Origin of the sequence: Wolbachia endosymbiont (group A) of Conops quadrifasciatus (genome assembly GCF_964027015.1) — a bacterium.
In the GTDB taxonomy this organism is placed as follows: Bacteria; Pseudomonadota; Alphaproteobacteria; order Rickettsiales; family Anaplasmataceae; genus Wolbachia.
Genome location: NZ_OZ034722.1, coordinates 719,663 through 745,144 on the forward strand (window position 1 = coordinate 719,663; position 25,482 = coordinate 745,144).

Annotated in this window: 26 protein-coding genes and 1 pseudogene; 19 read left to right on the forward strand and 8 right to left on the reverse strand. The window is 34.6% G+C overall.

Annotated features, from left to right (window positions below; genetic code table 11):
- Positions 1 to 207 precede the first annotated feature (207 nt).
- The 4 genes from tyrS (at position 208) to AAGD69_RS03820 (ending at position 3,806) form a co-directional block, all read left to right on the forward strand.
- Positions 208 to 1,458: a tyrosine--tRNA ligase gene (tyrS, locus tag AAGD69_RS03805; RefSeq protein WP_341811690.1), complete on the forward strand. Its 1,251-nt coding sequence runs from the start codon at positions 208 to 210 to the stop codon at positions 1,456 to 1,458.
- Between the two features lie 54 nt (positions 1,459 to 1,512).
- The gene (locus AAGD69_RS03810; RefSeq protein ID WP_341811691.1) at positions 1,513 to 2,073 is read left to right on the forward strand and encodes a hypothetical protein; all 561 of its coding nucleotides are present in this window, start codon (positions 1,513 to 1,515) and stop codon (positions 2,071 to 2,073) included.
- A 202-nt stretch (positions 2,074 to 2,275) separates the two neighbouring features.
- Positions 2,276 to 3,088: a transposase family protein gene (locus tag AAGD69_RS03815; RefSeq protein ID WP_410529812.1), complete on the forward strand. Its 813-nt coding sequence runs from the start codon at positions 2,276 to 2,278 to the stop codon at positions 3,086 to 3,088.
- 241 nt (positions 3,089 to 3,329) lie between these two features.
- Positions 3,330 to 3,806: an SWIM zinc finger domain-containing protein gene (locus AAGD69_RS03820; RefSeq protein WP_341811693.1), complete on the forward strand. Its 477-nt coding sequence runs from the start codon at positions 3,330 to 3,332 to the stop codon at positions 3,804 to 3,806.
- Positions 3,807 to 4,556: 750 nt separating this feature from the next.
- On the opposite strand, the pseudogene AAGD69_RS03825 reads toward AAGD69_RS03820, so the two are convergent.
- From AAGD69_RS03825 to grxC, 3 genes and pseudogenes are all read right to left on the reverse strand, one after another.
- A pseudogene (locus AAGD69_RS03825) lies at positions 4,557 to 5,391 on the reverse strand (transposase family protein).
- A 175-nt stretch (positions 5,392 to 5,566) separates the two neighbouring features.
- Positions 5,567 to 6,439 (reverse strand): hypothetical protein, encoded by an 873-nt coding sequence (locus AAGD69_RS03830; protein ID WP_341811694.1) that lies wholly within the window; start codon positions 6,437 to 6,439, stop codon positions 5,567 to 5,569.
- Positions 6,440 to 6,553: 114 nt separating this feature from the next.
- Positions 6,554 to 6,904, reverse strand: coding sequence for a glutaredoxin 3 (gene grxC, locus AAGD69_RS03835; RefSeq protein ID WP_164224674.1), 351 nt, complete (start codon positions 6,902 to 6,904; stop codon positions 6,554 to 6,556).
- A 68-nt stretch (positions 6,905 to 6,972) separates the two neighbouring features.
- Between grxC and ribF the strand changes: the two genes are divergently transcribed.
- Genes ribF through AAGD69_RS03855 form a run of 4 tightly spaced genes read left to right on the forward strand, consistent with a single transcriptional unit; the run spans position 6,973 to position 11,054 of the window.
- Positions 6,973 to 7,905 carry a riboflavin biosynthesis protein RibF gene (gene ribF / locus AAGD69_RS03840; RefSeq protein ID WP_341811695.1) on the forward strand — a complete coding sequence of 311 codons (933 nt, stop codon included), beginning with the start codon at positions 6,973 to 6,975 and terminating at the stop codon, positions 7,903 to 7,905.
- Complete coding sequence (gene lspA, locus AAGD69_RS03845; RefSeq protein WP_341811696.1) at positions 7,902 to 8,378, forward strand: signal peptidase II; 477 nt, start codon at positions 7,902 to 7,904, stop codon at positions 8,376 to 8,378. Before ribF ends, lspA begins: the two co-directional genes overlap by 4 nt.
- A gap of 29 nt (positions 8,379 to 8,407) precedes the next feature.
- Positions 8,408 to 9,748 (forward strand): pitrilysin family protein, encoded by a 1,341-nt coding sequence (locus tag AAGD69_RS03850; protein WP_341811697.1) that lies wholly within the window; start codon positions 8,408 to 8,410, stop codon positions 9,746 to 9,748.
- Entirely contained in the window at positions 9,735 to 11,054 is a 1,320-nt protein-coding gene (locus tag AAGD69_RS03855; RefSeq protein ID WP_341811698.1) for a pitrilysin family protein, read from the forward strand. The genes AAGD69_RS03850 and AAGD69_RS03855 overlap by 14 nt, the downstream gene beginning before the upstream one ends.
- Here AAGD69_RS03855 and purN read toward each other — a convergent pair.
- A complete protein-coding gene (gene purN / locus AAGD69_RS03860; RefSeq protein WP_341812642.1) occupies positions 11,048 to 11,614 on the reverse strand; it encodes a phosphoribosylglycinamide formyltransferase in 567 nt (188 codons plus the stop codon). The genes AAGD69_RS03855 and purN overlap by 7 nt on opposite strands.
- A gap of 239 nt (positions 11,615 to 11,853) precedes the next feature.
- Between purN and AAGD69_RS03865 the strand changes: the two genes are divergently transcribed.
- Entirely contained in the window at positions 11,854 to 12,666 is an 813-nt protein-coding gene (locus tag AAGD69_RS03865; RefSeq protein WP_410529812.1) for a transposase family protein, read from the forward strand.
- A gap of 363 nt (positions 12,667 to 13,029) precedes the next feature.
- Positions 13,030 to 13,446, forward strand: coding sequence for a hypothetical protein (locus AAGD69_RS03870; protein ID WP_341811699.1), 417 nt, complete (start codon positions 13,030 to 13,032; stop codon positions 13,444 to 13,446).
- Here AAGD69_RS03870 and AAGD69_RS03875 read toward each other — a convergent pair.
- The gene (locus tag AAGD69_RS03875; protein ID WP_341811700.1) at positions 13,439 to 13,960 is read right to left on the reverse strand and encodes a Na+/H+ antiporter subunit E; all 522 of its coding nucleotides are present in this window, start codon (positions 13,958 to 13,960) and stop codon (positions 13,439 to 13,441) included. The genes AAGD69_RS03870 and AAGD69_RS03875 overlap by 8 nt on opposite strands.
- A gap of 98 nt (positions 13,961 to 14,058) precedes the next feature.
- On the opposite strand from AAGD69_RS03875, the gene smpB reads away from it, so the two are divergent.
- The 6 genes from smpB (at position 14,059) to AAGD69_RS03905 (ending at position 19,616) form a co-directional block, all read left to right on the forward strand.
- Positions 14,059 to 14,508, forward strand: coding sequence for an SsrA-binding protein SmpB (gene smpB, locus AAGD69_RS03880; RefSeq protein WP_341811701.1), 450 nt, complete (start codon positions 14,059 to 14,061; stop codon positions 14,506 to 14,508).
- 6 nt (positions 14,509 to 14,514) lie between these two features.
- Entirely contained in the window at positions 14,515 to 15,306 is a 792-nt protein-coding gene (gene lgt, locus AAGD69_RS03885) for a prolipoprotein diacylglyceryl transferase (RefSeq protein WP_341811702.1), read from the forward strand.
- 1,086 nt (positions 15,307 to 16,392) lie between these two features.
- On the forward strand, positions 16,393 to 16,974 hold the full coding sequence (gene ruvA, locus AAGD69_RS03890; RefSeq protein WP_341811703.1) for a Holliday junction branch migration protein RuvA: 582 nt from the start codon (positions 16,393 to 16,395) through the stop codon (positions 16,972 to 16,974).
- Positions 16,971 to 17,951, forward strand: a complete 981-nt coding sequence (gene ruvB / locus AAGD69_RS03895; RefSeq protein WP_341811704.1) for a Holliday junction branch migration DNA helicase RuvB — start codon at positions 16,971 to 16,973, stop codon at positions 17,949 to 17,951. The genes ruvA and ruvB overlap by 4 nt, the downstream gene beginning before the upstream one ends.
- Before the next feature lie 298 nt (positions 17,952 to 18,249).
- Complete coding sequence (locus tag AAGD69_RS03900; protein WP_341811705.1) at positions 18,250 to 19,050, forward strand: hypothetical protein; 801 nt, start codon at positions 18,250 to 18,252, stop codon at positions 19,048 to 19,050.
- 56 nt (positions 19,051 to 19,106) lie between these two features.
- Complete coding sequence (locus AAGD69_RS03905) at positions 19,107 to 19,616, forward strand: DNA-3-methyladenine glycosylase (protein WP_341811706.1); 510 nt, start codon at positions 19,107 to 19,109, stop codon at positions 19,614 to 19,616.
- A gap of 19 nt (positions 19,617 to 19,635) precedes the next feature.
- Here the strand turns inward: AAGD69_RS03905 and purF are convergent, their stop codons facing one another.
- From purF to AAGD69_RS03920, 3 genes are read right to left on the reverse strand one after another with little or no spacing between them, the layout of a single operon-like run.
- Complete coding sequence (gene purF / locus AAGD69_RS03910) at positions 19,636 to 21,021, reverse strand: amidophosphoribosyltransferase (RefSeq protein WP_341811707.1); 1,386 nt, start codon at positions 21,019 to 21,021, stop codon at positions 19,636 to 19,638.
- 25 nt (positions 21,022 to 21,046) lie between these two features.
- A complete protein-coding gene (gene rodA / locus AAGD69_RS03915) occupies positions 21,047 to 22,150 on the reverse strand; it encodes a rod shape-determining protein RodA (RefSeq protein WP_341811708.1) in 1,104 nt (367 codons plus the stop codon).
- Between the two features lie 45 nt (positions 22,151 to 22,195).
- Positions 22,196 to 23,662 (reverse strand): proton-conducting transporter membrane subunit, encoded by a 1,467-nt coding sequence (locus AAGD69_RS03920; RefSeq protein ID WP_341811709.1) that lies wholly within the window; start codon positions 23,660 to 23,662, stop codon positions 22,196 to 22,198.
- A 64-nt stretch (positions 23,663 to 23,726) separates the two neighbouring features.
- Between AAGD69_RS03920 and AAGD69_RS03925 the strand changes: the two genes are divergently transcribed.
- From AAGD69_RS03925 to virB9, 3 genes are all read left to right on the forward strand, one after another.
- Entirely contained in the window at positions 23,727 to 24,041 is a 315-nt protein-coding gene (locus AAGD69_RS03925; protein WP_007548590.1) for an NADH-ubiquinone oxidoreductase subunit NDUFA12 family protein, read from the forward strand.
- Between the two features lie 2 nt (positions 24,042 to 24,043).
- Positions 24,044 to 24,499: an outer membrane lipid asymmetry maintenance protein MlaD gene (gene mlaD, locus AAGD69_RS03930; protein ID WP_341811710.1), complete on the forward strand. Its 456-nt coding sequence runs from the start codon at positions 24,044 to 24,046 to the stop codon at positions 24,497 to 24,499.
- 187 nt (positions 24,500 to 24,686) lie between these two features.
- The gene (gene virB9 / locus AAGD69_RS03935; protein WP_341811711.1) at positions 24,687 to 25,472 is read left to right on the forward strand and encodes a P-type conjugative transfer protein VirB9; all 786 of its coding nucleotides are present in this window, start codon (positions 24,687 to 24,689) and stop codon (positions 25,470 to 25,472) included.
- The last annotated feature ends 10 nt before the right edge of the window (positions 25,473 to 25,482 follow it).

Sequence of the window (25,482 nt, forward strand, 5' to 3'; positions counted from 1 at the left end):
AACGTTGTAATTTTGAAGGCAACTCCTGCACAGGTGGTGTCATTCCAGTGCTTGACACTGGAATCCAGTTTTTCATGCAATTTCATCGAAAACGTTGTATAGTGTGCTTGTTTATAATTAAGTTTTCTGGATCCCAGTGTCTGGGCAATGGCTTCTCTATTAGGGTTACCTTCGGCATTAATTACAGGATAGACTGGGGTTTATAAAATGAAACACAAGTCCGAGTTTTTAAATTTTATCCAAGAAAGAAGGTGCCTATACCAATGTACAAATATTGAAGGGTTAGATCAGCTATTATCCGAAAATAATCATATAGTCGCATACATTGGGTTTGATTGCACAGCACCAAGTCTTCATGCTGGTCACCTAATTCAGATTATGATGCTCCGTCACCTGCAGAAATTTGGTTATAAGCCGATAGTCTTACTTGGAGGTGGCACAACAAAAATTGGTGACCCATCCTTCAAAGATAAAGCAAGAAGCATCTTGCCCGTAGAGAACATCAATCAAAATACATCCAGCATAAGGAGAATATTAGAGAAAATGGTGTCTTTTAATGACAGCAAGACTGGTGCAATGATAGTAAATAACGCAGATTGGTTGGATAATATAAAATACATAGATTTTTTGCGTGATATAGGAGCTTATTTTTCTGTAAATCGTATGCTAAGTTTTGATAGTGTGAAAACCAGGCTGGATAGAGAGCAAACCTTAAGCTTTCTGGAATTTAATTACATGCTATTGCAGGCTTATGATTTTGTTGAGTTGAATAAAAAGCATGGCTGTCGTCTGCAGATTGGAGGGTCAGACCAGTGGGGAAATATAGTAAACGGAATTGAGCTTGGAAAAAAGTTGAATTTACCTGAGCTGTTTGGCCTTACTGCCCCTCTTTTATTGAATGCTCAAGGGGTAAAAATGGGCAAAACTGAAAGTGGAGCAGTGTGGCTTGATGATAATATGCTAAAGCCTTACGACTACTGGCAATATTTTCGCAACGTTGATGATCAAGATGTTGGACGTTTTTTGAGATTGCTCACTGATGTGTCAATTGATGAGATCAAAAAGTTAGAATCCTTAAAAGATCAGGAAATAAATGAAGCAAAAAAAGTTTTAGCAACAGAAGTGACAAAAATATGTCATGGTAATAAAGAAGCAGAACTTGCACGATCTGCTGCAGTCTCTGCTTTTGAAAATGAAGACAGTTCACTACTTCCTGATTACATCATAAAAAAAGAGCAAGTTGCAAGCGGCATATCCTTAGTAAACCTACTGCATGACACCGGTTTTGAACCTTCAAAAGGCGCTGCAAAGCGTTTAATACAGGGCAATGGGTGCAAAGTTAATGATAATATTATAAACAATGTTAACTACATAATAAATTCTGAGAGCTTTAAAGGTCAGTCATTTATAAAATTATCTGCAGGAAAGAAACGCCATGTAAAAGTCGTGGTAGATTAGGTCTCGAAGTAAGAAAACAAATTTTATACAAGTGAGAAATTAGATAATGATGATATGAATGACTTAAATCAAATATATTTATCTAATCATAAGCCTATATCAAATCTCTTTTTAACTCTGGGTATTACTACATTTCGTGAAGCATTAAAATATGTACATAAACTGCCTTACGGACGTAATAACAATCGTATAGATTATTTATCGGTAATTAGTGAGAAATGTGGTACATGCAGCACAAAGCATGCACTTATATATGAGTTAAGTTTTGAGTGCGAAGTTGCTATGACGTTATACATAGCAGTTTTTATGATGAGTAAAGTAAACACTCCAAAAATTTCTGCAGTTCTAAATGAGTATAACTTGTTGCAAATTCCGGAAATGCACTGCTACCTTCGTTATAAAAATCGAATTATTGATATAACTTTTCCAGAAAATAGTGCCTCACTAGAACTGACAGAGGAAGAGAAAATTGAGCCCGAACATCTTGGAAACTACAAAGTAGAAAAGCATAAACAATTTATTGAGAACTGGTTGATCAATAACCCAAATATACCGTACAACATGGAGCAAATTTTCAAAATTCGAGAATTATGTATAAAGCGATTGGAAAGATAGTAGAAAGCGAAATTCTATTATATATAGCTAAAGTGGCTTAGGTTTACCTACAATTTGAAAAACAACAAATTCGTCATTCCGCTACTCGTTAGCGGAATCTATAGACCTGCTGCAAAAGGTGATTGAAAAAATAATGTGAGAGAAGTAGAAGAAGAATAAGCAGATTGAGTAAGGTAAAAAAATGAGCTTTAGTTACTATAACATGAAGAAACACCCAAGAAACTTTCGTAATATAACAGGTTTAACTATAGAGGAGTTCGAAAAGGTAGTGGAAAAAGTTAGGTCTGGGTGGGAAAGACTTGAAAAACAGAAAAAGTGCCATGGTAGAAGATCACAACTACCAACTCTAGAAGATAAGTTATTTTGCGTAATTTTGTACTATCGCACTTACATAACACATAGATTTTTAGGGTGCCTGTTCAATGTTCACAACGCAAATGTATTTAGGTTACTGAAGAAAATAGAGCCATTACTTGCCAAAAAAGTTACTATAACAAAAGATAGAAGTATGACACCAGAAAAAATACTGAAGATTCTGGCTGATGTTACAGAACAGCAAATACAGAGACCAGAAGATAGTAAAAAACGGAAGAAATCATATTCAGGAAAAAAAAGAACCAACACTATGAAAACTGAGATTGTTATCGAAGAAGGTGGAAGAATTTTATCAGTGTCAAATTCATATCGTGGTAGAATTAATGATTTTCGCATAAGGAAACAAGAAAAATATTTACCAATCGATAGCATAAAATATGCCGATTCTGGATATCAAGGTTGGCAAAAATTGCAAAGCAATGTTATAATTCCATATAAAAAGTATCGTAAAAAGCCATTAACTCCAGAGCAGAAAGAGCATAATAGAAGATTAGCATCATTTAGAATGAGAGTAGAAAATAAGATCCGTGAGATAAAGATATTTAAGATTATGTCTCATGTTTACCGCAATTTTCAGAAAAAATACAACCTGAGGTTCAATATTATTGCTGGTATTGTGAATCTTAAGCACGCCTTTTAGTTAACCTTGATTTTAGTCACCCTCCTTTCCTTCTTTTTATTGCTTGATTCTCAGCAGGTCTTATGCTGAGATACCACGAATGAATCGCGGTATGACGTAGGGAAACCTTTCTTGAGTTAGCTATAGCACTATAAAATTGTACGCAGGGCCATATAACAGTCGTGGTGGGTTAATAAATTTTTATGGAAGAAAGGATATATTAGAAAATTGAGGGCTTTATATATGAAATAAGGAGGCAAAAATGAGATTATATTATAAAGATATCAAAAATCTTCTTAAAGAATCTTACCTCTCTAGCGGAAGAGATTATTTCAACAAAGGAAAAGTACGGAACGTATCTATCAACAAATCTCACGCTAAATCAGAGGTAGTTGGATCAAGTGTATATCGGGTAAAACTAGAATACGATGGTCCATTCCTTAGTGGAAAGTGTTCCTGTCCTGCATTTGTGTATTATGGTCCGTGCAAGCATATGGCTGCAACGGGTTTTGCTTTGATTGATCTTGACAGAAAGGAGTATCGATCATCTATGTGCCCGGGATATGTTGATGAACAAACTCTCCTTGAAAGGTTTTTACTTAAAAAAACAAACAAAGAGCTCATTTCAATAATTGTTCGTCTAGGTGACCAACATCCAGAAATTTTTGAAGAACTAGAGGATGAAGAATATGAGCAATTCACTCAAAGTAAGTTTTCAAAATTCGAGAATTATGTATAAAGTGATTGGAAAGATGGTGAGATCAGGTAATCTATAGCTGATCCAAGGAAGACATCATACCGCCGCGGCGCTAACGAGTAGAAGAATGACGAGGTTATTGTCATGCCACCGCGAACCGTCATACTGCCGCAGACCGTCATACCGCAATTCATTCGCGGTATCTCATCCGCTAACACGTAGCGGGATGACGATTGTCAAGGTGTCATCCCAGTGCCCTGACTACTTGGATCCAGAAAACTTAACTTTAAATAAGTGGCTGCATAATAAAGACTAGATTCCAGCGTCACGCGCTGAAATGACACCATTTTCGGTCTCTTAAATTGCTTTAGCTACAAACATTAAGAAATTTACCAAATAAAAAAAAGGCAAAAGAAGCCCCGTGGTGCGAGTTTTGACCCTATAATAATTTAAACTGGCGCTGTAATAATGTGCTAACGCTTAAAATAAGCTCGATTTGGCTGAATGTAGAAAAAATTTAAAAGACATGCAGCCGCTATAATTTTATGTAATCCGCCCAAAAATACCCTGAGTTTTTTACTGAATTTTGTCATTGAGCCTGCAGGTCAAAAACAAGTTTTGAGTCATAAATACCCTTATTGTCATAATAAGGGGGCTGGCGGAGTTTGTAAAGGAAGTTTTTTCGTTTCTGCGGGCTACTTGAATAACGGCTACAATGTTTGTACAGCTATAGACCTGCTGAGAATCAAGCAATAAAAAGAAGGAAAGGAGGGTGACTAAAATCAAGGTTAACTAAAAGGCGTGCTTAAGATTCACAATACCAGCAATAATATTGAACCTCAGGTTGTATTTTTTCTGAAAATTGCGGTAAACATGAGACATAATCTTAAATATCTTTATCTCACGGATCTTATTTTCTACTCTCATTCTAAATGATGCTAATCTTCTATTATGCTCTTTCTGCTCTGGAGTTAATGGCTTTTTACGATACTTTTTATATGGAATTATAACATTGCTTTGCAATTTTTGCCAACCTTGATATCCAGAATCGGCATATTTTATGCTATCGATTGGTAAATATTTTTCTTGTTTCCTTATGCGAAAATCATTAATTCTACCACGATATGAATTTGACACTGATAAAATTCTTCCACCTTCTTCGATAACAATCTCAGTTTTCATAGTGTTGGTTCTTTTTTTTTCCTGAATATGATTTCTTCCGTTTTTTACTATCTTCTGGTCTCTGTATTTGCTGTTCTGTAACATCAGCCAGAATCTTCAGTATTTTTTCTGGTGTCATACTTCTATCTTTTGTTATAGTAACTTTTTTGGCAAGTAATGGCTCTATTTTCTTCAGTAACCTAAATACATTTGCGTTGTGAACATTGAACAGGCACCCTAAAAATCTATGTGTTATGTAAGTGCGATAGTACAAAATTACGCAAAATAACTTATCTTCTAGAGTTGGTAGTTGTGATCTTCTACCATGGCACTTTTTCTGTTTTTCAAGTCTTTCCCACCCAGACCTCACTTTTTCCACTACCTTTTCGAACTCCTCTATAGTTAAACCTGTTATATTACGAAAGTTTCTTGGGTGTTTCTTCATGTTATAGTAACTAAAGCTCATTTTTTTACCTTACTCAATCTGCTTATTCTTCTTCTACTTCTCTCACATTATTTTTTCAATCACCTTTTGCAGCAGGTCTTATGTACATAGTGCTGGAACCCAAAAAAAGAACCAAGTAGCTTGGCTACTTGGATGACAGAAGGTAATACAAGAAGTCTATTGGCTCTCGTATACCTTAATGAAATTTAACAAGTTTATCTATAGTTTTAGTGATAATTCTTGGAGTATCCGGAGAAACTTCTGAGCTCAGCTTATTTAACCGCTCTATAGCAAACTCGCTATTCTCATTTGTTATGAAATCACATAAAATATTTTCTATGTCCTTAGTAATACTTTCATGCTTTCTCAGAGGATGATTATGTGGATACCTACTGATGGTTTTGATACTGGAATACTCAACAAAAGCTTGATCCTTAAAGGCAAGTTGTCTTAATTTCTCTTTGAATTTTCCTTCTTCCTCTTTTGCTAAAAGGCGAGACTTTATCAGTGATTTTATAATCAAATTTATAGCTTGATGTATTTCAGAATGCACTATAACTTTAATGGTATTTTCTTCTACTATACAATCATAAATATTTTTTTCGCTCTGTAACGACTCTATTAATGCCTTGCTACTTTGTGAATTCAATCCCAAATTCTCTTCACTCATAGGAGTTATTATGAAGATGTTCTTACTCACTCTGATGTTAAATTGTGGAGAGCCTTCAGAAAAAGAAAATGCTACATTCTTAGATTCAAGTGCGTGATTGTATGCAGCAAAAAGGGTGTGTGCTATAACACTGCTGGGCACCTTCATTCCATGTTTACTCAGGTGGTTCAATACATTTTCAACCTCATGATATGTAAAGTCTGTATCTTTTAGCAATTCAACAACTTCTTTGCCGTTGTGCTGTTTATACTCTATTCTCACTTCTTCTGTAAAAAGTGTTTTAGCTGCTATATGTTTATCAAGCACTGTGAAAATCTTGATGAAATTCTCTAAATCTTGTTTGTTAACTAATTCGATACTAATTAAGTTTCTGCTAATAATTGAAATATTTTTTGTCATTTTTCCCACTAAAAAAACTCACTAAATGAATTGTATTTTTAATTCATTAAGAATTGTTTAAAGTGAGCATACTAGTTTTCATTTACGTATTACACGACAAAACAAGATAAAAAGTTACATAAAATCATCATGTGGTATAACACACTCTCCACATTCATCATTGCTGTTTGTGTAGGTTGTGACATCAGTGTGATTGTCATTATTATTTAGCATATCATCCAACTTTCCTTCTTTTTCAAGATCCATCAATTTGTCACACCCCCCAATGTGCTTATCGTTAATAAAGATCTGTGGAACTGTTCTAACGTTATACTTTGATTTTATGTCGTTAAATAGATCTGAGTTTTTGAGCACATCGATTTCTTCATATTTCACACCTTTTTTATCCAGTAACTCTTTTGCTTTTTTGCAGAATGGGCAGTGATGCTTTACATATATTATAACTTTTCCTTTAGTATTTTTCACAATTTATCTCCGTAGCTTGCTAAAATATAGTTATTATATATAAGAAACATGTAAAAACATCAAATTGTATGAAAATTATTTATAATTGTGAGCAAGGGATAGAAAATAATATAGCACTAACCTTCGGAAATTTCGATGGCATTCATTTAGGACATGAACTTGCAATTTCCACTCTAAAGAAGGTAGCACAAGAAAGAGGATTACCCTCTGCAGTTTTAACTTTTGAGCCTCACCCATCAACTGTTTTATTTGGTAGAAACAATTTTAGGTTAATAGACCAAGAACAAAAAAAGGAACTAATCAGCAGCTATGGTATAGATTACTTGTATATTATTAATTTTAGTAGAGGTTTTTCTGAGGTTAGCTGCGATGACTTTATCAGTGAGATTTTAATAGATAAATATGGCGCTAAACACATAATTGTCGGAGAAAATTGCACTTTTGGTCATAAACGATTGGGTGATATATTAACTCTAGAGAAATATTCTGAAACATATGGATACTCTTTGACTAAATTAGAGCCATTAATAATTGACGGCAAAATTTGCTCTTCTTCTTCAATCAGAGAGTATGTACAGAAAGGTGAAATAGACATTGCTAATAAATTACTTGGTAGACCTTATCAAGTTTCTGGTGTTGTGATAAAGGGTGCGTGTAGAGGTAGAGAAATAGGATTCCCAACCATAAATATTCCTATAGAAGATTGCATGATAAAACCAAAATTTGGTACATATTACGCTAAAGTGATGTTTTCTTATAATAACCCAAACTGGTTATATGGAGTAGTCAATATTGGTATGAGACCTACATTTAAGGATCTGAAAAAGCCTATAATAGAAATGCACATATTCGATTTTGATGAAGACGTATATAATCATAAAGTTAATATACAACTTTTAAAATTCATAAGGTCAGAAAAAAAATTCCATAGTATTGAGGAACTAACAAAACAGATAAATTATGATATACTTAAAATTTATAGGTTAAAGGCAAATTTATGAAAAAGTTATGCTTAATTGTTATATTAATTATAGTATTGATTGACCAAACGAGCAAATTGTACATAAACTCATTGATTGATGAGGGAGAATCAATTGAGATCGCTAGCTTTATAAAGCTAGTTGAAGTTTGGAATTCAGGCATTAGTTTTGGAATGTGTAGCACTTTACCGCATGGCGGTTTCTTTTTTTCAGCATTTTCAATACTAATAATTGGTATACTTGCATACTTGATATACAAGTCTGATGATCAGTCAACTTACCTTGGGTTTTCTCTGATGATTGGTGGAGCAATCGGAAACGTAGTTGATAGGATTTATTGGGGAGCTGTATATGATTTCATATATTTTCATATTGATGATTGGTATTGGCCAGCTTTTAATTTAGCGGATTTATCTATAGTTTGTGGAATGTTTACATTGTTATATAAGTGGTATATATACGATATGTTTATTTCTAAACAAAATGAGGAATAAAATAATTGTTTTTATATTAGGTCGAAATAATGCTTCATAAGTTTTTTAGTTTTCTTATACTACCTGCACTCTTTTTTACTTACCCAATTTCTTTGAAGGCTTTAAGCATAGAGCACGACATAAAACATGCTAAACTCAGTAACGGACTAGATGTCTATGTTGTTCCTAATCATCGGATTCCAGCCGTTTTACATGCAGTAATATACAAAGTTGGGGGAATGGATGATCCAATTGGCAAAGCAGGATTGGCTCACTACTTTGAACATTTAATGTTTGAAACTACAGGGAAGTTCACAGATATAGAAGCCACTATGAGTAGCATTGGGGCCCAGTTTAATGCGTTTACTACTAAGGAATATACCTGTTACTACGAATTAGTCCTTAAAAATGACTTACCACTGGCAATGGAAGTTGAAGCAGACAGAATGGGCAATTTTAATGTTACCCAAGATAAAATAGAAAGAGAAAAAAACATTGTACTGGAAGAGAGGAAGATGAGATTTGATAATCATCCTAACAGCTTGTTGTGGGAAGAAATGGATAGTGCATTTTACCGTACTGGCTATGGCAGGTCTGTTATTGGCTGGGAGAGCGATATCACAACTTACAATCAGGATGACATCACGAGGTTTCATGATAACTATTATCACCCCGGCAATGCAATATTACTGATTGTGGGTGATGTGGAACTTGATGAAGTAGTGAAATTAGCAGAAGAAAAATATGGCGAAATTAAAGCTAAGCCTGTAATGAGACATTACCCAAATCAGGATCCAGTGCATAATGCAGGTTTATCGGTGATTTTAGAGAGCACTGAAGTAAAAGAACCAGTTTTATATTTTCGTTATCGTGTTTCTTTATTTAAGCACACAAGTGAAACCTCTGCTGCTCATTTAGCGGTTGACATTTTAGGTGGAGGCAAATCCAGCAAACTGTATAAAGATTTGGTTTTAGATAAAGATGTGGCAGTATCAGTATCTGCTTATTACAATAGTTTAACTTTTAGTGATGGCTATATTGATATTCAGGTCATTCCAAAAAGCGGGGTTAATTTAGGCACTGTTGAAAGAGAATTAGAAAATGCTATTAATAACTTCATGCCTAAAGGAATAACGGATGAGGAGTTGCAAAGCTCGAAATATAGATACAAAGTAGCACAGTTTGATAATCTATCTGACTTAACTCATATAGCAATGTTTTATGTGCCACGCCTCGCACTTGGTATTCCACTTGATGAAATAGATATTTCATATAGCAAAATCAATGATGTCAATCTAGAGGATGTAAATAATAAAATCCGTGCTATTTTTTCTGCTAATAAATTAGTCGGTCGTTTGCTACCAAAAGGAGGTAATAATGAAGATAAGTAAACTTGTATTTCTACTTTTTTTCTGTCTAGGCTTTAATTTACAAGCAAGTGGTAACTTAAATATAGAGGAGGTCACTACCCGTAAAGGATTTAAGTTTCTATTTGTTGAAAACTATGACTTACCAAAAGTTTCGATAAATATCTCATTCAAAGATGCAGGTTATGTGTATGAAAATTCGGAAAAACAGGGACTAGGTTGGTTTACTTCTCTTATAATTCAAGAAGGGGCAGGAAAAAATGATGCCAGAGATTTTGCGAAAAAACTTGAAGATAAAGGGATTAGTTTAAATTTTATTGCTGGTTTAGAAGCATTTAGGGTTTCATTAAATACTTTGTCTGAGAATCTAGAGGATGCAATTTCGTTACTAAGCGACGCTATAATACGTCCTAAAGTTGACTCTGAAGGGTTGAATAGAGTTTTCGAGAAAGCCAAAGTTGATTTTAATAATCTTGAAAAAAATCCTTTTTTTATTGCTGAAGAAGAATTGAATACGTTATTGTTTAAAAAACACCCTTACTCAAAAAGTGTGTACGGTACTCTTGACACTATAATGAGCATTACTAGGGACGATGTTTTAACATACATAAAGCGTAATTTTGCTAAAGATAACATAGTTATCAGTGTTGCTGGTTGTGCAAAAAAAGAAGAAATTATTACGTTGTTAGATAAATATTTATCTAAATTGCCGTCAAAAAGATCAAAAGTTAGAAAAGTACCTGTGAAAAATGATTTTGGTTCTGCAGAAAGTAAGAATATTTTTATGGATATACCACAGAGTGTGATACTTTTTGCTCAAAAAGGTATAACTTATGAAGATCCTAATTATTATAACGCAAGCGTCTTAATTAATGCACTTGGCGGCATGGGGCTAAATTCAATATTAATGAAAGAATTGAGACAAAATTTGGGTATTACTTATGGTGTTTATACAAATATTATTTCCAATAAACATGGGAACATTATAGCTGGAAGTATTAATACTGATAGTTCTACTGCTGGCAAAGCTATATCAAAAGTAAAAGATACATTTAGCAGAATAAAAAAGGAGGGAATTGACGAACAATTGTTCAAGGATGCAAAAATTGGTATGGTAAATAATTTTGTCATTTTCCTGTCCAATAACACAAATACAGCAATGCTGCTTGATGATATGCAAATAAATGATCGTGATGTTAACCGTATAAATAATTATGCGAATATCATTAATGACGTTAAATCAGAGAAAGTAAACGAACTGGCAAGTTCTTTACTGGAACCCGAAAATTTATTTTTTGTTGAAGTTGGAAAAAACACTCAAGGTCAATAATTAATACTTTCTGCTATTGATCTTACTGCTTCTACATAACACTTATGCTCCTCAGCTAGAATGCGTTCTGAGAGGCTTTGAATATCATCAGCTGGTAACACTGGCACAGCAACTTGAGCAATTATGGCTCCAGCATCAATTTCAGGAGTGACGTAATGTACAGTACAGCCTGCGATTTTTACTCCTGCTTTTAGAGCTTGCTCTTGAGCATTTAGGCCCTTAAAGGACGGAAGTAGAGAGGGATGAATATTTATCACCTTGTTATTCCATTTACTGAGAAAATTAGCTTGCAGGATTCTCATAAACCCTGCAAGGCAAATTAAATCAACCTTATGTTGAACAAATATTTCGTGAATTTTATCAGCATCAAGTGGTTTATCTCTAACAATAAAAGCTGGCACTCCTGCTTGTTCTGCTATTTTTAGTCCAGCAGTTTCGCTATTATTTGTGATAGCGCACACAACTTCTGCAGGAAAATTACGATTTTGACATGCCTCTATCAAGGCCTGCATATTTGATCCCCTGCCTGAAATTAGTATCCCAAGTTTCACCTTTTTCATTTTGTGCAATTGATTTGGTGTAATAATTAATGTTAACAAAATAACTCAAAAAGTAAATCTATAGCTAAAGTGACTTAGGTTTACCAACGATTTGAAAAACAACAAATTCGTCATTCCGCTACTCGTTAGCGGAATCTATAGACCTGCTGCAAAAGGTGATTGAAAAAATAATGTGAGAGAAGTAGAAGAAGAATAAGCAGATTGAGTAAGGTAAAAAAATGAGCTTTAGTTACTATAACATGAAGAAACACCCAAGAAACTTTCGTAATATAACAGGTTTAACTATAGAGGAGTTCGAAAAGGTAGTGGAAAAAGTGAGGTCTGGGTGGGAAAGACTTGAAAAACAGAAAAAGTGCCATGGTAGAAGATCACAACTACCAACTCTAGAAGATAAGTTATTTTGCGTAATTTTGTACTATCGCACTTACATAACACATAGATTTTTAGGGTGCCTGTTCAATGTTCACAACGCAAATGTATTTAGGTTACTGAAGAAAATAGAGCCATTACTTGCCAAAAAAGTTACTATAACAAAAGATAGAAGTATGACACCAGAAAAAATACTGAAGATTCTGGCTGATGTTACAGAACAGCAAATACAGAGACCAGAAGATAGTAAAAAACGGAAGAAATCATATTCAGGAAAAAAAAGAACCAACACTATGAAAACTGAGATTGTTATCGAAGAAGGTGGAAGAATTTTATCAGTGTCAAATTCATATCGTGGTAGAATTAATGATTTTCGCATAAGGAAACAAGAAAAATATTTACCAATCGATAGCATAAAATATGCCGATTCTGGATATCAAGGTTGGCAAAAATTGCAAAGCAATGTTATAATTCCATATAAAAAGTATCGTAAAAAGCCATTAACTCCAGAGCAGAAAGAGCATAATAGAAGATTAGCATCATTTAGAATGAGAGTAGAAAATAAGATCCGTGAGATAAAGATATTTAAGATTATGTCTCATGTTTACCGCAATTTTCAGAAAAAATACAACCTGAGGTTCAATATTATTGCTGGTATTGTGAATCTTAAGCACGCCTTTTAGTTAACCTTGATTTTAGTCACCCTCCTTTCCTTCTTTTTATTGCTTGATTCTCAGCAGGTCTTATGTTGAGATACCGCGAATGAATCGCGGTATGACGTGGGGAAACCTTTCTTGGGTTAGCTATATTTCAGAGTGCTCCTGTTATGAGCTGATGTCCAACTGTCATTTTACAGCTTAGCTTGCTTAGGTAATGCAGAAATAAGAGGTGCCCAATATAAACCAGCCTAAATCAACTTTAATGTTTGGATATCGTACTATTTTACATAACATGCCGTTATGAATATATATTTTTATGATTGCGTTATCATTTATTTAACAAAGTATTAGTATAATCTATCTACTGGATTAAATGGAGAAAGTTGAATGAGTAAATTACCGAACAATGCAAAAATAGGTAAATCTCAGGTTACTCAGTGGGAGGTAATAAAAAATTGTGAATATGCTGATAATTGCTTATCAAAAATAGTAACTTTATACGTTATTAGAATAACTCAGCTATCAGATTTTTATACAAATGACGAACCTGAAATTAACACTGTTTTAGCAAGAATAAGCATGACAAGTGAAAATGTATTTTTAAACAAGGCTACTACTATTGAAGTTATGGAAGGTATTTTTCCGTATAAATTCAACAGCAAGAAGAGAAATAACATACTAAGGTTAGAAGATTTATATAATTATTTATGTTCTATTGTTAACAATAGCCTTCCAAAAGAGATGCTTGAAAGTCTTGTAAGGGAATATAAGGATGCTGTTAACTTATTTAAAGCAATTACTTAACTGAACGTAGTATTTTTAAGATTTTATTTTCTATTTCAGAAATGCCGCTTTCAAGATCTTTATCTATCAGATACATGGTAGAGAAATATGTTTTCTGCTTACTTTCAACATTGATAGTTAAAGTTCCAGGAGTGATTGTAACCGAATTGGCAAATAACGCAATGCTTTCATCATTATGCCCTTTGCATTTTCTTAGGATAATGATTGGCTCAAGCTTAGATTTGAGTCGTAGCACCTTTTTTGTTACATAAACACTTGATAAAATGATTTGGTACATTAACCATGGTATATAACTTACTAACTTATAAAACGACAGTCTACTCGTACCATTTAAAATCTGGCTAAGAGCTCTTTCAGCGTTTATCAACCTTCTAAAGATAAATAATGTGAATATAGAGGAAAACACTCCACAAAAAATAAAAAATGGCTCAAAATAACCAGACAATACAGTCCATAGAGAAAATAAAATTACAAATGATCGAGAAAAAAACTTGATTTTTTGCCTAATGTTCATGGTTTGCAGTATAACTTAAATGATTTTTTAAGGAAAGATATATTATGAATTAAGTCAAAAACTCTGTAATATATTGAAGCTTAAAGATATCTTTAGATATGGAAGTTATTGCAGAAAATAGGAAGGCAAGGTTTGAATATTTCATCTTAGAAGAATTTGAAGCGGGTACGGTCTTATTAAGCAGTGAAGTTAAATCGCTAAGAGAAAGAAAAGTAAATATTTCCGACGCCTACGTTATCGAAAAGAATAACGAAATATGGCTGCACAATATGCATATTGCAGAATATAAAGCTGCAAACCGAAAAAATCATAAACCAAAAAGGGAACGTAAACTGCTTTTACATAAAAAAGAGATAAACAAACTAATTGGTCAAATCAAAACCGCTGGGATAACTGTTGTGCCGCTTTCGATCTATTTTAATGATAAAGGATTTGCAAAAACTAAAATTGCCATTGTAAAAGGAAAAAAACTCTACGATAAGAGAGCAACCATAAAACAGAGAGAGTGGGATCGTGAAAAAAGTAGATTGTCTAAGAATAATTTATAGCAAAATATGTCTTTAAATCCAGTAATTTTCAGCATCGGTCCTGTTTCTATATATTGGTATTCCTTAGCTTACGTTTTGGGTATAGTGTCTGCATATTGGTATTTACACAAGCTAGACGACCAAAAAATATTTACTAAGAATTTTTACGATTCGTTATTAACATCCACTATTGTAGGCATTATCCTTGGAGGTAGACTTGGCTACGTATTGATATATGATCCAGTTCTTTATATAAGCAACTCTATCGAGATATTGAAGACCTGGGAAGGAGGAATGTCATTTCATGGTGGTGCTATAGGAGTTTTGCTTGCAGTAATAATTTCGTGTAAAAGACATAACATTCCTATATTTTATGCACTGGACCTAGTTTCTTGTGGAGTTCCCATAGGTTTATTTTTAGGTCGCATAGGCAATTTTATAAACGGAGAGTTATTTGGCAGAGTTACAACTATGCCATGGGGTATGGTATTTCCAGAAAGTGGTGATAATTTGCTGCGTCATCCAAGCCAACTTTATGAGGCACTTTTTGAAGGACTGCTACTTTTTGCAGTTGCAAATTTACTGTTTTTCTTGACTAGAATAAGACTGTATCACGGTGCATTAACTGGTATTGCAGTTATGTGGTATGGAATAGCACGTTTTTTCGTTGAGTTTTTTCGCGAACCAGACTATCAAATTGGCTATTTGTGGCTTGATTTAACTATGGGGCAGTTGCTTTCTATACCTGTGGTTTTGCTAGGAATGCTTGTATATCTAGGCGCATTAAATTTAAAATTTAATACGAAATCTGTTACATAGAGGAAAGGTGAGTTTAATAGAAAAATGTAGCCAGAAACCCTACATCATGCACAATTGTACGAATTTTCTGCGTTGCAGTAGAATGAATGTGAGATCCGGTGTCATTCCAGCGTGTGACGCTAGGCCATAAAACTTGCTTGACAAACTCCGCCAGCCCCCTTATTATGACAATAAGGGTATTTATGACTCAAAACTTGTTTTTGACCTGCAGGCTCAATGACAAAATTCAGTAAAAAACTCAGGGTATTTTTTGGCGGATTACATAAAATTATAGCGGCTGCATGTCTTTTAAATTTTTTCTACATTCAGCTAAACCGCGCTTAAACTAAGCGTCAGCACATTATTACAGCGCCAATTTAAAGTATTAGAAAGTCAAAACTCGCACAACGGGAGTTCTTTGCCTTTTTTTTATTTGGTAAATTTCTTAATGTTTGTAGCTAAAGCAATTTAAGAGACCGAAAATGGTGTCATTCCAGCGCGTGACGCTGGAATCTAGTCTTTATTATGCAGCCACTTATTTAAAGTTAAGTTTCCTGGATCCAAGTAGTCTGGGCACTGGGATGACACCTTGACGATTTGAAGAATCGTCATCCCGCTACTTGTTAGCGGGATCTAGAGATACCGCGGCGGTATGACGGTTCGTGGTGGCATGACGATAAACTCGTCATTCCGCTACTCGTTAGCGGAATCTGCTGAGATACCGCGGCTGTATGACGCAGAAAACCTAGCCAGCGTTAGCCATAACACAACACTTTTATACTCACCAAACCCAATGCATTACTTGCAATTAAGTTTCCTGGATCCCAGTATCAGCTACTCGGATGACATCTTTCAACATTATATCATGGACAAAATAAACTTTCTAAAATTCATTGAACTGTGCTTTCAAACGGTGGTGCCGGGGTGTGAGTATAATGATTATCAGTATATAAAAGTCATAGCAGACAGACTTGAAGCGGCAAATGTTGGCAAAATGTGTCAAGGAAGTTTTTCGTTTCTATAAGCTACTTGGCTCTCTGTTATAATGTTCGTTTGCTTGACCTAAGATCCAGGAGTATTTAAACTGAACCCTATACAGTGCTAAAAATGATAGGAAATCTAAGCGGAATAGTTGATGAAGTGCGCAGTGATCACATAATCCTGAATGTGAATGATGTTGGCTATATGGTGTATCTCTCAGCCAAAACTTTAAATGCATGTTCCATCGGAAGTAGAGTTAAATTACTTATCGAAACCTATGCAAATAACAGAGAAAATGTCGCTCAGCTATATGGTTTTATAAGCAAAGAAGAACAGCAGTGCTTGAGGTTGCTTGTTAAAGTAAGCGGTATTAGCTATAAAACTGCAATGTCAATTTTGAGTAAATTAACTCCAGAACAGCTGTTTTTGGCAATTATGAATGAAGATAAAGTAGCACTCAAGATGAGTGGACTTGGCCTGAAACTCATAAATCGAATCATCACTGAATTAAGTGGCAAAGTGAGTAAATTAGAAATAAATAACAATAATTTTCATCCAATCAATGAAGATGCCCTTTCAGCATTGATCAATCTTGGGTATGAAAAAATGAAAGCTTATGATACGATAAAAAAAATACAAGACGAATCGTCAAATCTGGACACCAAGGATATTATTCGCATGGCGCTTAAGGAGCTCTCAACATTATGAAATCAATATCGTGCGGTAAAGAATATACTGAAGATGCGCGCAATATCAACATCAGGCCTGAGCAACTTGATGATTTTGTCGGACAAAAAGACTTAATACAAAATTTAAAAGTGTTTATAAATGCTGCAAAGACGAGAACTGAAGCTTTAGATCACGTTTTATTGTATGGTCCCCCAGGACTTGGCAAAACAACTTTAGCACAAATTGTTTCTAAAGAATTAAGGGTCAGCTTCCGCGCAACTTCTGGTCCTTTACTTAGTAAAGCTGGGGACTTGGCTGCAGTGCTTACCACTTTAAATGCAAAAGATGTTCTATTTATCGACGAAATCCATAGATTAAATCGCAGCATCGAAGAAGTTTTATATACTGCTATGGAAGATTTTTGCTTGGACATATTAGTAGGTGAAGGTCCATCTACTCGCACTTTAAGGATAGATCTACCACCATTTACGTTAATCGGAGCAACTACACGGCTTGGATTACTTTCTGCGCCATTCAGAGATCGTTTTGGCATTCCCTTGCATCTTGAGTTTTATTCTTTTGAAGAACTGGTTAATATTATAAAAAGAGGCGCAAGAGTTCTTTCTACTGAAATTGAAGAAAATGCAGCACGGGAAATTGCCTGCCGTGCACGTGGCACTCCAAGAATTGCTTTGAGATTACTCAGAAGAATAAGGGATTTTGTTGAAGTGAAAGATGATAAAAAAATCACTTATGAAGTCGCTGATTCTGTATTGCTAAAATTGGGTGTAGACAAAATGGGACTCAATAAACTTGATATGCATTATCTAAGATTTTTATTCAACACCTCAGGACCTGTTGGAATTGACACCATATCTATTGCGCTATCCGAAGATGTTGGCAATATTGAAGAAACAGTAGAACCTTATTTAATCAAAATTAGTTTTGTAAAGCGCACACCAAGAGGACGCGTTCTAACCGATCAAGCAAAGGAGTATTTGAGCTTTCAACATTAAAAACTTTGCCATCATAATTTATATTGACTAATTGGCGTGGTATCTATATGCTAACATTTATACATTAAGAATAATGGAGGGTATATTTTAGGTAAGGTTAAAGAATTCCTAAAAACTATTCTATTTTTCCACAATGAGGATAAAGTTAAAACTCCTTATGTGCCTATGGTGGAGGGACTTCTTTCTGATGATACAACTTAAAACCGGATAAGAAAAAGCCAGAAGAGCATCTTACCCTTCTAAGTAAAAAGCAAAGGAGAGCGGTAATTCCGATAAAACAAAAGGACTTCCTAGCGATTTGAGCACTCAGGATATACCTAAATCAACACCAGACAAGAATAAGCGTAAATATGTCGAGTTAGAAAGCGATGAAGAATGGAATAAGTTCTTTGCATTACAGAACAACCCTTCTACCAATACCACAAACCAAAAACCTTTTTCTCCAAAGAAAGGAGAATCTCAGTATCACGGCAAAGAGATTGTAGGCAAAATTGCTGACCAAATTAAATCAGAGATATCTGAAGGTATGAAAAATAATACCATAAGGTCCATAATGATAAAAGAAGGCAAAAGGGAAGGGAATGTTGTTTACCCTTCCGTGAGAGTTGTGTTGAATGTTAGTAAAGAAGGAGTAGATATAGCTAAACTTCTGAGTGGTAATATATGTAAAAAGTACAATGTAAAAATAATTACATTTTGTCATTCTAATCAGGAAAAAAAGAGAGGGGCATGTTGCTATATTAATGATAAAGGGGAAAGAGTTTATGAAATAATTAGTGGATTATATGAAATGACTTTAAAGTGGTATGTTGATGGAAAAGAATGTAAAATTAAAATTAATATTGACGATAAGAATGGTGTAAAGCTCCTTGAAAGCAACGGTGTTACTGAAGAACAGTTACGTGCAAACAAAGAAGTAAAAGTAGGCAAGAGACGTGAACCAAAGTCTTTACATGAAGCATTAGCATCACAATTGCCACAAACACAATTACAACAAAGCTCTGAAGAAGTAAAATTTTTGGAGCAGCTTTCAACAAATGTAGAAGACTTGAGCGACGCATCACAAAAGCATCAAGTTTCTGCTGCTCAAAATAGATAAAATATTGAAAGTTCAGTATAAGTTGCTTGCATTTGTAAGTAACTTATACTTTTACAATGAGCAATGTAATACTGCCAAGAAATTTCTACGAGCGGCCGACCTTACCTGTAGCTGGAGAGTTATTGGGAAAAGTCCTCAAATTTTCTAACTTTAGTGGAATAATAACCGAAGTTGAAGCCTATATAGGAATGAATGACCCAGCTTGTCATGCAGCTAAGGGTTATACTAACCGAACCTCAGTAATGTTTGGTATGCCGGGGTTTTCGTATATATATTTTATATATGGGATGTACTATTGTCTAAATATTGTAACAGAGGCAGAAGGGTTCCCAGCAGCAGTGTTAATACGGGGATTAAAGCTTATTGAACCGCTTGAGGCAAATTTAAGTGGGCCAGGAATATTGTGCAAAAGATTAAACATTACAAAAGAACATAATAAGCAAGACCTTACTATAAGCCACAAATTTTGTGTTTATGAATCTCACCTCAAACCAGATTATATTTGCACTCCGAGAATCGGAATTAGTAAAGGCCAAGAGAAATTTTGGCGGTTTAAGATTTTCTAAACTTAAGATCTTGCGTAGACTATTTGCCAATCGGATAATCACCAGTGAAACAAGCATCGCAATATTGTGGTGTAGCATTGTTACGCACCTCTCCTTTAACAGCCTGATATAGTCCATCAATACTCAAGAAGGCTAGACTATCTACTCCTATAACTTCCTTAATTTCCTCTACAGATTTATTTGCAGCAATTAAATCTTTGCACTCTGGCGTATCTATTCCATAAAAACAAGAATGCTTAATTGGTGGGCTTGAAATTTTGAGGTGAATCTCTTTTACTCCTGCATCCTTTAGCATAACTATTATATTTGTTAACGTACTACCACGCACTATACTATCATCTATTAAAATTATGTTTTTACCTTTCAAAGTGTTCTTATTAGCATTGAATTTTAATTTTATTCTAACTTTACGTACTTCAGCGGTTGGTTGTATAAAAGTTCTTCCTATGTAATGATTACGAATTATCCCCAGTTCCATAGGTAATCCTGAATGCTTTGCATATCCAATAGCTGCAGGTATTCCAGAATCAGGTATTGGTACAACCATATTTACATTGTTTTTTGGTGGGCTCTCTTCTGCAAGTATTCTTCCTATTTCTTTTCTTATATCATATATGGACCTATTCTCCATTATGCTGTCTGGTCTCGAAAAGTAAACGTATTCAAAAATACAAAAACTTGATTTTTGCTGTGGGAAAGTAAACATTGAGGCTAGCTTACTATCCGAACTGATGGTAACTAATTCGCCTGGTTCTATTTCTCTAACAAACTCTGCATTTATTATATCAAGAGCACAAGTTTCAGATGCAAGAACGTAAGAACCGTTTAACTTTCCTAAAACAAGAGGCCTGATTCCAGATGGATCACGTACTCCAATAACTACTTCTTGATTGATTGCCACAAAAGAATAAGCACCTTGTATTTGCTTTAATGCATATATAAAACTCTCTAAAAAGCTATCTTTTTCACCGCTTGCTGTCAGATGCACTACTACTTCTGTATCAATATCTGACTGAAAAACGCACTCTTGTTTAATTAATTGTTCGCGTATCGGAGAAATATTAATTAAATTACCATTATGTGCTATGGCAAAATCCCCAAATTTGCCACTTTTGCCAAACATGGGCTGCACTCCAAATTTACTACCACTTGTTGAGTATCGAACATGACCTATTGCACAATCTCCAGGTAAGGATTTCTTTATTTCATCTATATCATCAAATACGCTGCTCACTTGACCTTGAAAGTGATAAGAGTGCAGCTTATCGTTGTTACTGGTTACTACGCCAAAAGACTCTTGACCTCTATGCTGCAAAGCGTGGAGAGCAAGTATAGAGTTAAAAGCAGCACTTTGGTTGCAACTTATGCCAAATACCCCACACTCCTCACGCATTTCATCTAGCATAAAAACTATTAAGTAAAGTTTAATTTTACTTTAGCATAGGTAAAATACAAGCATTTTTTTGTTCATCTGCTTTTATTGCCAGCAATAATCCTATGCATATCAAGCTTGCAGCAGTTGTACTTCCTCCATAGGAAAGAAATGGCAGTGGATCGCCTATCACAGGCAAGAGGCCTATTGACATTCCAATGTTTATAAAAAAATGAGCGCCAAAAAAAGCAAAAATCCCGATAGATACTAACTTAGAAAAATAATTTTTCGACCTATAAGCGATAGAGAAAATTATGCCAAGTAATGAGGTATAAAGCAAAATTAAATCCATGCTACCTAAAAAGCCCCACTCCTCACTCAGCACTGCAAAAGCAAAATCCGTACGTTTCTCCGGCAAAAATCCAAGTTGAGTTTGACTTCCGTTAACAAAGCCCTTACCAAGCAAACCTCCTGAACCAATAGCTATCTGAGATTGCTGCGCATTATAACCTATTCCAAGTGGATCCACTGATGAATCCAAAAACGACAATATCCTTTGCTTGTGATAAGGACGTAAAAAAGGCCAAATAGCCGGTACTGCAAAAATGCCAAGCGTCCCACAAATTACTAAATGAGCTCTTTTTATTACTGCTGTGAATATAATTGATGCTCCTATAAACAACATTATCACAGCTGTGCCTAAATTAGGTTGCTTTAACACCAAGAATACAGGCAAGAAAATAATTATTACCGCCTTAAGCAATCTTTTAAATTCCATCATTTTATACACACTTTGCTTATCAAAATAACGAGCAAGCGCAAGTATTAAGCCTACTTTTGCAAATTCTGATGGTTGCAAACTAATTGACCCAATTCTTATCCACCTCGTCGCACCCATTATGTGCGAGCCAAAAAAATTTACTGCTAATAGCGAAATCGCTGCTGCTATATAAAAAAAGTAGGCGTGCTTCAAATAAAAATCTAGCTCTATGAATGACATAGCTATAGCGAGTAGGAAAAATAAGGAAAATATGACTATTTGGTGAATTGCAAATGGTACCCACTTTCCTCCAGCAGAAGAGTATTGAACAGCAATGCCAACGCAAAACAGCACTATCACGTTAATGACTAATAACCAATGAATCTTCTTCAGCCTATCCACACTTATAACCTTAAAGTATAGTAAAATATGAAACAAAGATAAAAATCAAAAAACCAACTTCTCAACTACTAACCGAATTGGAGTGCTATATATTCCAGTTACTATTGTTAAAGCTGCCATAAACAATAGACAGAAAAGCATAGGAAATGGCACATCATTAATTTTGTCCGGTGTCATTCCAGCGCTTGATGCTGCACTATTTTCAAAATACATTTTCTCTACCATCTTCCACATGTATATTAGTGCAAGAAAAGAACCGGCAGCAAAAGCTATCAGGGAAATCCACGCGCGAGATTCTATAACTGCTTTCATTATATACCATTTGCTTACAAAGCCATTTGTTAGCGGCACACCGACTAATGCTAAACTAAGTAGAGTAAACGCAAGTGCTGTATAAGGCATTGATTTCTTGAGTCCCGATAAATTCTCTATTTTTGTTGTATCAAATTTGTAAGAAATACATCCTGCAGCCATGAATAAAGATGTTTTTATTATGCTGTGGTTTACTATGTGAAGAATTGCTGCAAATACACCTGTTTTTGAGTTAAAACTCAGTACTAAAATTATATAACCAATTTGGCTGACACTAGAATTAGCAAGCAGTCTTCTTATATCTTTTGCAGTTATTGCAGATATTGACCCAAATATAACAGCGCAAAGTGCGAGGATAATTATCACGTTGCTTAGTGATGGTTTAAATAAGAAGAAATTCTGATGGAAAACAGTATAGAAGATCCTAATGAAAACATATATCATCACTTTTGTCACTGTGCCTGAAAAGAATATGCTAATGAAACTTGGCGCCTCACTATATGCATTAATCAGCCACCTGCTTAATGGAAACAGTGCCATTTTAATTGAGAGACCAACAAAAATGAACAATGTGCCAAGTTTTATGATGTTGTTATCGTATAATGGAACTATTCTTTCAGCCATGTCAGACATATTGAGCGTTCCTGTCATGGAGTACAAAAGCCCAACACCAAACAAGTAAAACGTTGCCCCTATAGTACCACTAATTAGATATTTAAATGCTGCAACCAAGGCTTTTTTATCCCTTCCCATTGAAACTAATACATAAGAAGAAAGAGATGAAATTTCCAAAAAAACATAAAGATTGAATATGTCGTTTGTTACTAGAATCCCGAGCAGTCCGCTTAAGCACAGTAGAAATAGAGAGTAAAAACCAGTGATTTTGTTTTTGCTAATTTCTTTTTCGTTAATATAAAAGCTATAAAGCACGCTAATCAGCGCTATAAAATTCACCAAAGTTAGAATCAAGGAGTTTAACACGTCGATTCTTAACTCTATTCCATGCGGAGGAGCCCAATTTCCAAGTTGATAAGTTATAATCTCGCCTCTATATGTTTTTATGAGTAGTATTGATGAAATGATAAGAGTGATTGTTGTTGCAATAAAAGAAATAAACCAAGATACCTTGTGTTTCTTGGTAAGAAAGCAAAACATTGATGCAATTATTGGTATAATAACTTGTAAAATTGGTAATTGCATTAAATTGTTGTTAATATATCGTTAAAGTATTAGTATATATAATACTTTTTGTTTTAATACTCTTATGTTATCTAAAATTTGTAACGCAATAAAACGCCTATTACGAAGAGAAGATAAATTTGTAGGAAGAGATGAAAATGGAAATTCTTACTATGAATCAAGTAAAGGGAAAAGGTGGGTTATGTATAGCAGTGTTTCTGAACCTACAACAGTGCCTCCGGAATGGCATATATGGCTTCACTATACTGATAATGTAGTACCAGTTAATAATAAAAAAAGAAAAGTAAAACATACTCCTAATTTAACGGGTACAAAAGATGCATACTATCCAAACCAAAAAGTGAAAAATTACTATAAAAGCTGGAGTCCTGATAACTAAAGATGCGAAGGTCAAATATACTTGAAATAACCGCTGGATTATTTGTATTAGTTTTCACTATTTTTCTGATTTTCTTTGCTATTGATAAGCTATCTTACATAAAGAAAAACTATAAGGATTGCTATAAAATATATGGTCTTTTTGCTAACGCTAACGGTATAGAAGTTGGTGATAGTGTCAAGATCTCTGGTGTGGACGTTGGAAGCATAACTGGTGTGTCACTTGACAAAGCTACCTACATAGCACGAATCGATATGTGCGTAAGCCGAGATATAAAGTTGCCAGTTGATAGCTCAGCTCTGATCACTAGCAGTGGAGTTGTTGGCAGTAAATTTGTTAATATATCACCTGGATCAGATATTAAACTAATCTTACACGGTGGTAAAATAGAGTATACTCAAGCTGAAGCAAATATGGGTGGAATAATGGACAGAATTCTTGGTATGTTTACGAAGTGAAAATGGCAGGATTCCAAGTATATCCGTTCAGGTGAAGCCTCCTGTAGTTCTAAAGTATTTAAGGAGTTTGCCTTATTTCTTGCCTTTTCTACCCCTTGCTAACCTATAATTGGGGTTTATAGTACAGCTTAACAGTTGCAGTGCATGTCTATCAATGATAAAATGAAGATTAATTTATTTTGATATTATGATTGGTTTACTGTTTGCCGTACTGTTGTTTTTTTGTGGTAATGATGCACTTGCAAAACAGGAGCCACGTTCAATAGCTGGAGATAATCACATAAAGGTAATAAATTATAACCCACAAGCTATACATAAGTATACGGGTTTTTATGGTTATCAATCCAGCATATTGTTTGAACCAGGGGAGGTAATACAAAACCTTTCAATGGGTGATTCAACTGGTTGGCAACTCCTTCCTCAAGGTAACAGATTGTTTATTAAGCCTATAGATGATATTGCCGATACTAATGCAACTATAATTACCAATAAAAGAGTTTATTACTTTGAACTTCATGCTGAAGAAGCAACTGGACTAGATGATCCAAAATTAGCATATGAAGTAAGGTTTCTTTATCCATTATTTAGCAGTGATGAGATTTACACAACAAATAACGGCGATATCTTCGAACAAGCTAGTCATACCATTATTCCTGATATAAACGACATTGAAGTTGTAAAGAAGGGCTTAAATTTTAATTATTCCATCTCGCACGTTAAAGGCAGTCAGTCAATAATACCAATTAAGGTTTTTGATGACGGAAAATTTACATATTTACAATTCAATAAAACAAACTCTGATTTCCCGGCAGTTTTTATGGTTGATTCTGCAGGGTATGAGTCTTTAGTAAACTTCCGTACAGCTGACAACTACCTGATAATCGAAAGGGTGAGTTCAGTGTTTACCTTAAGGAATGGATCAAGTACAGTTTGCCTATTTAATGAAAACATGCCTTTCAAAAAAGGTAAGTGATTACTATCTA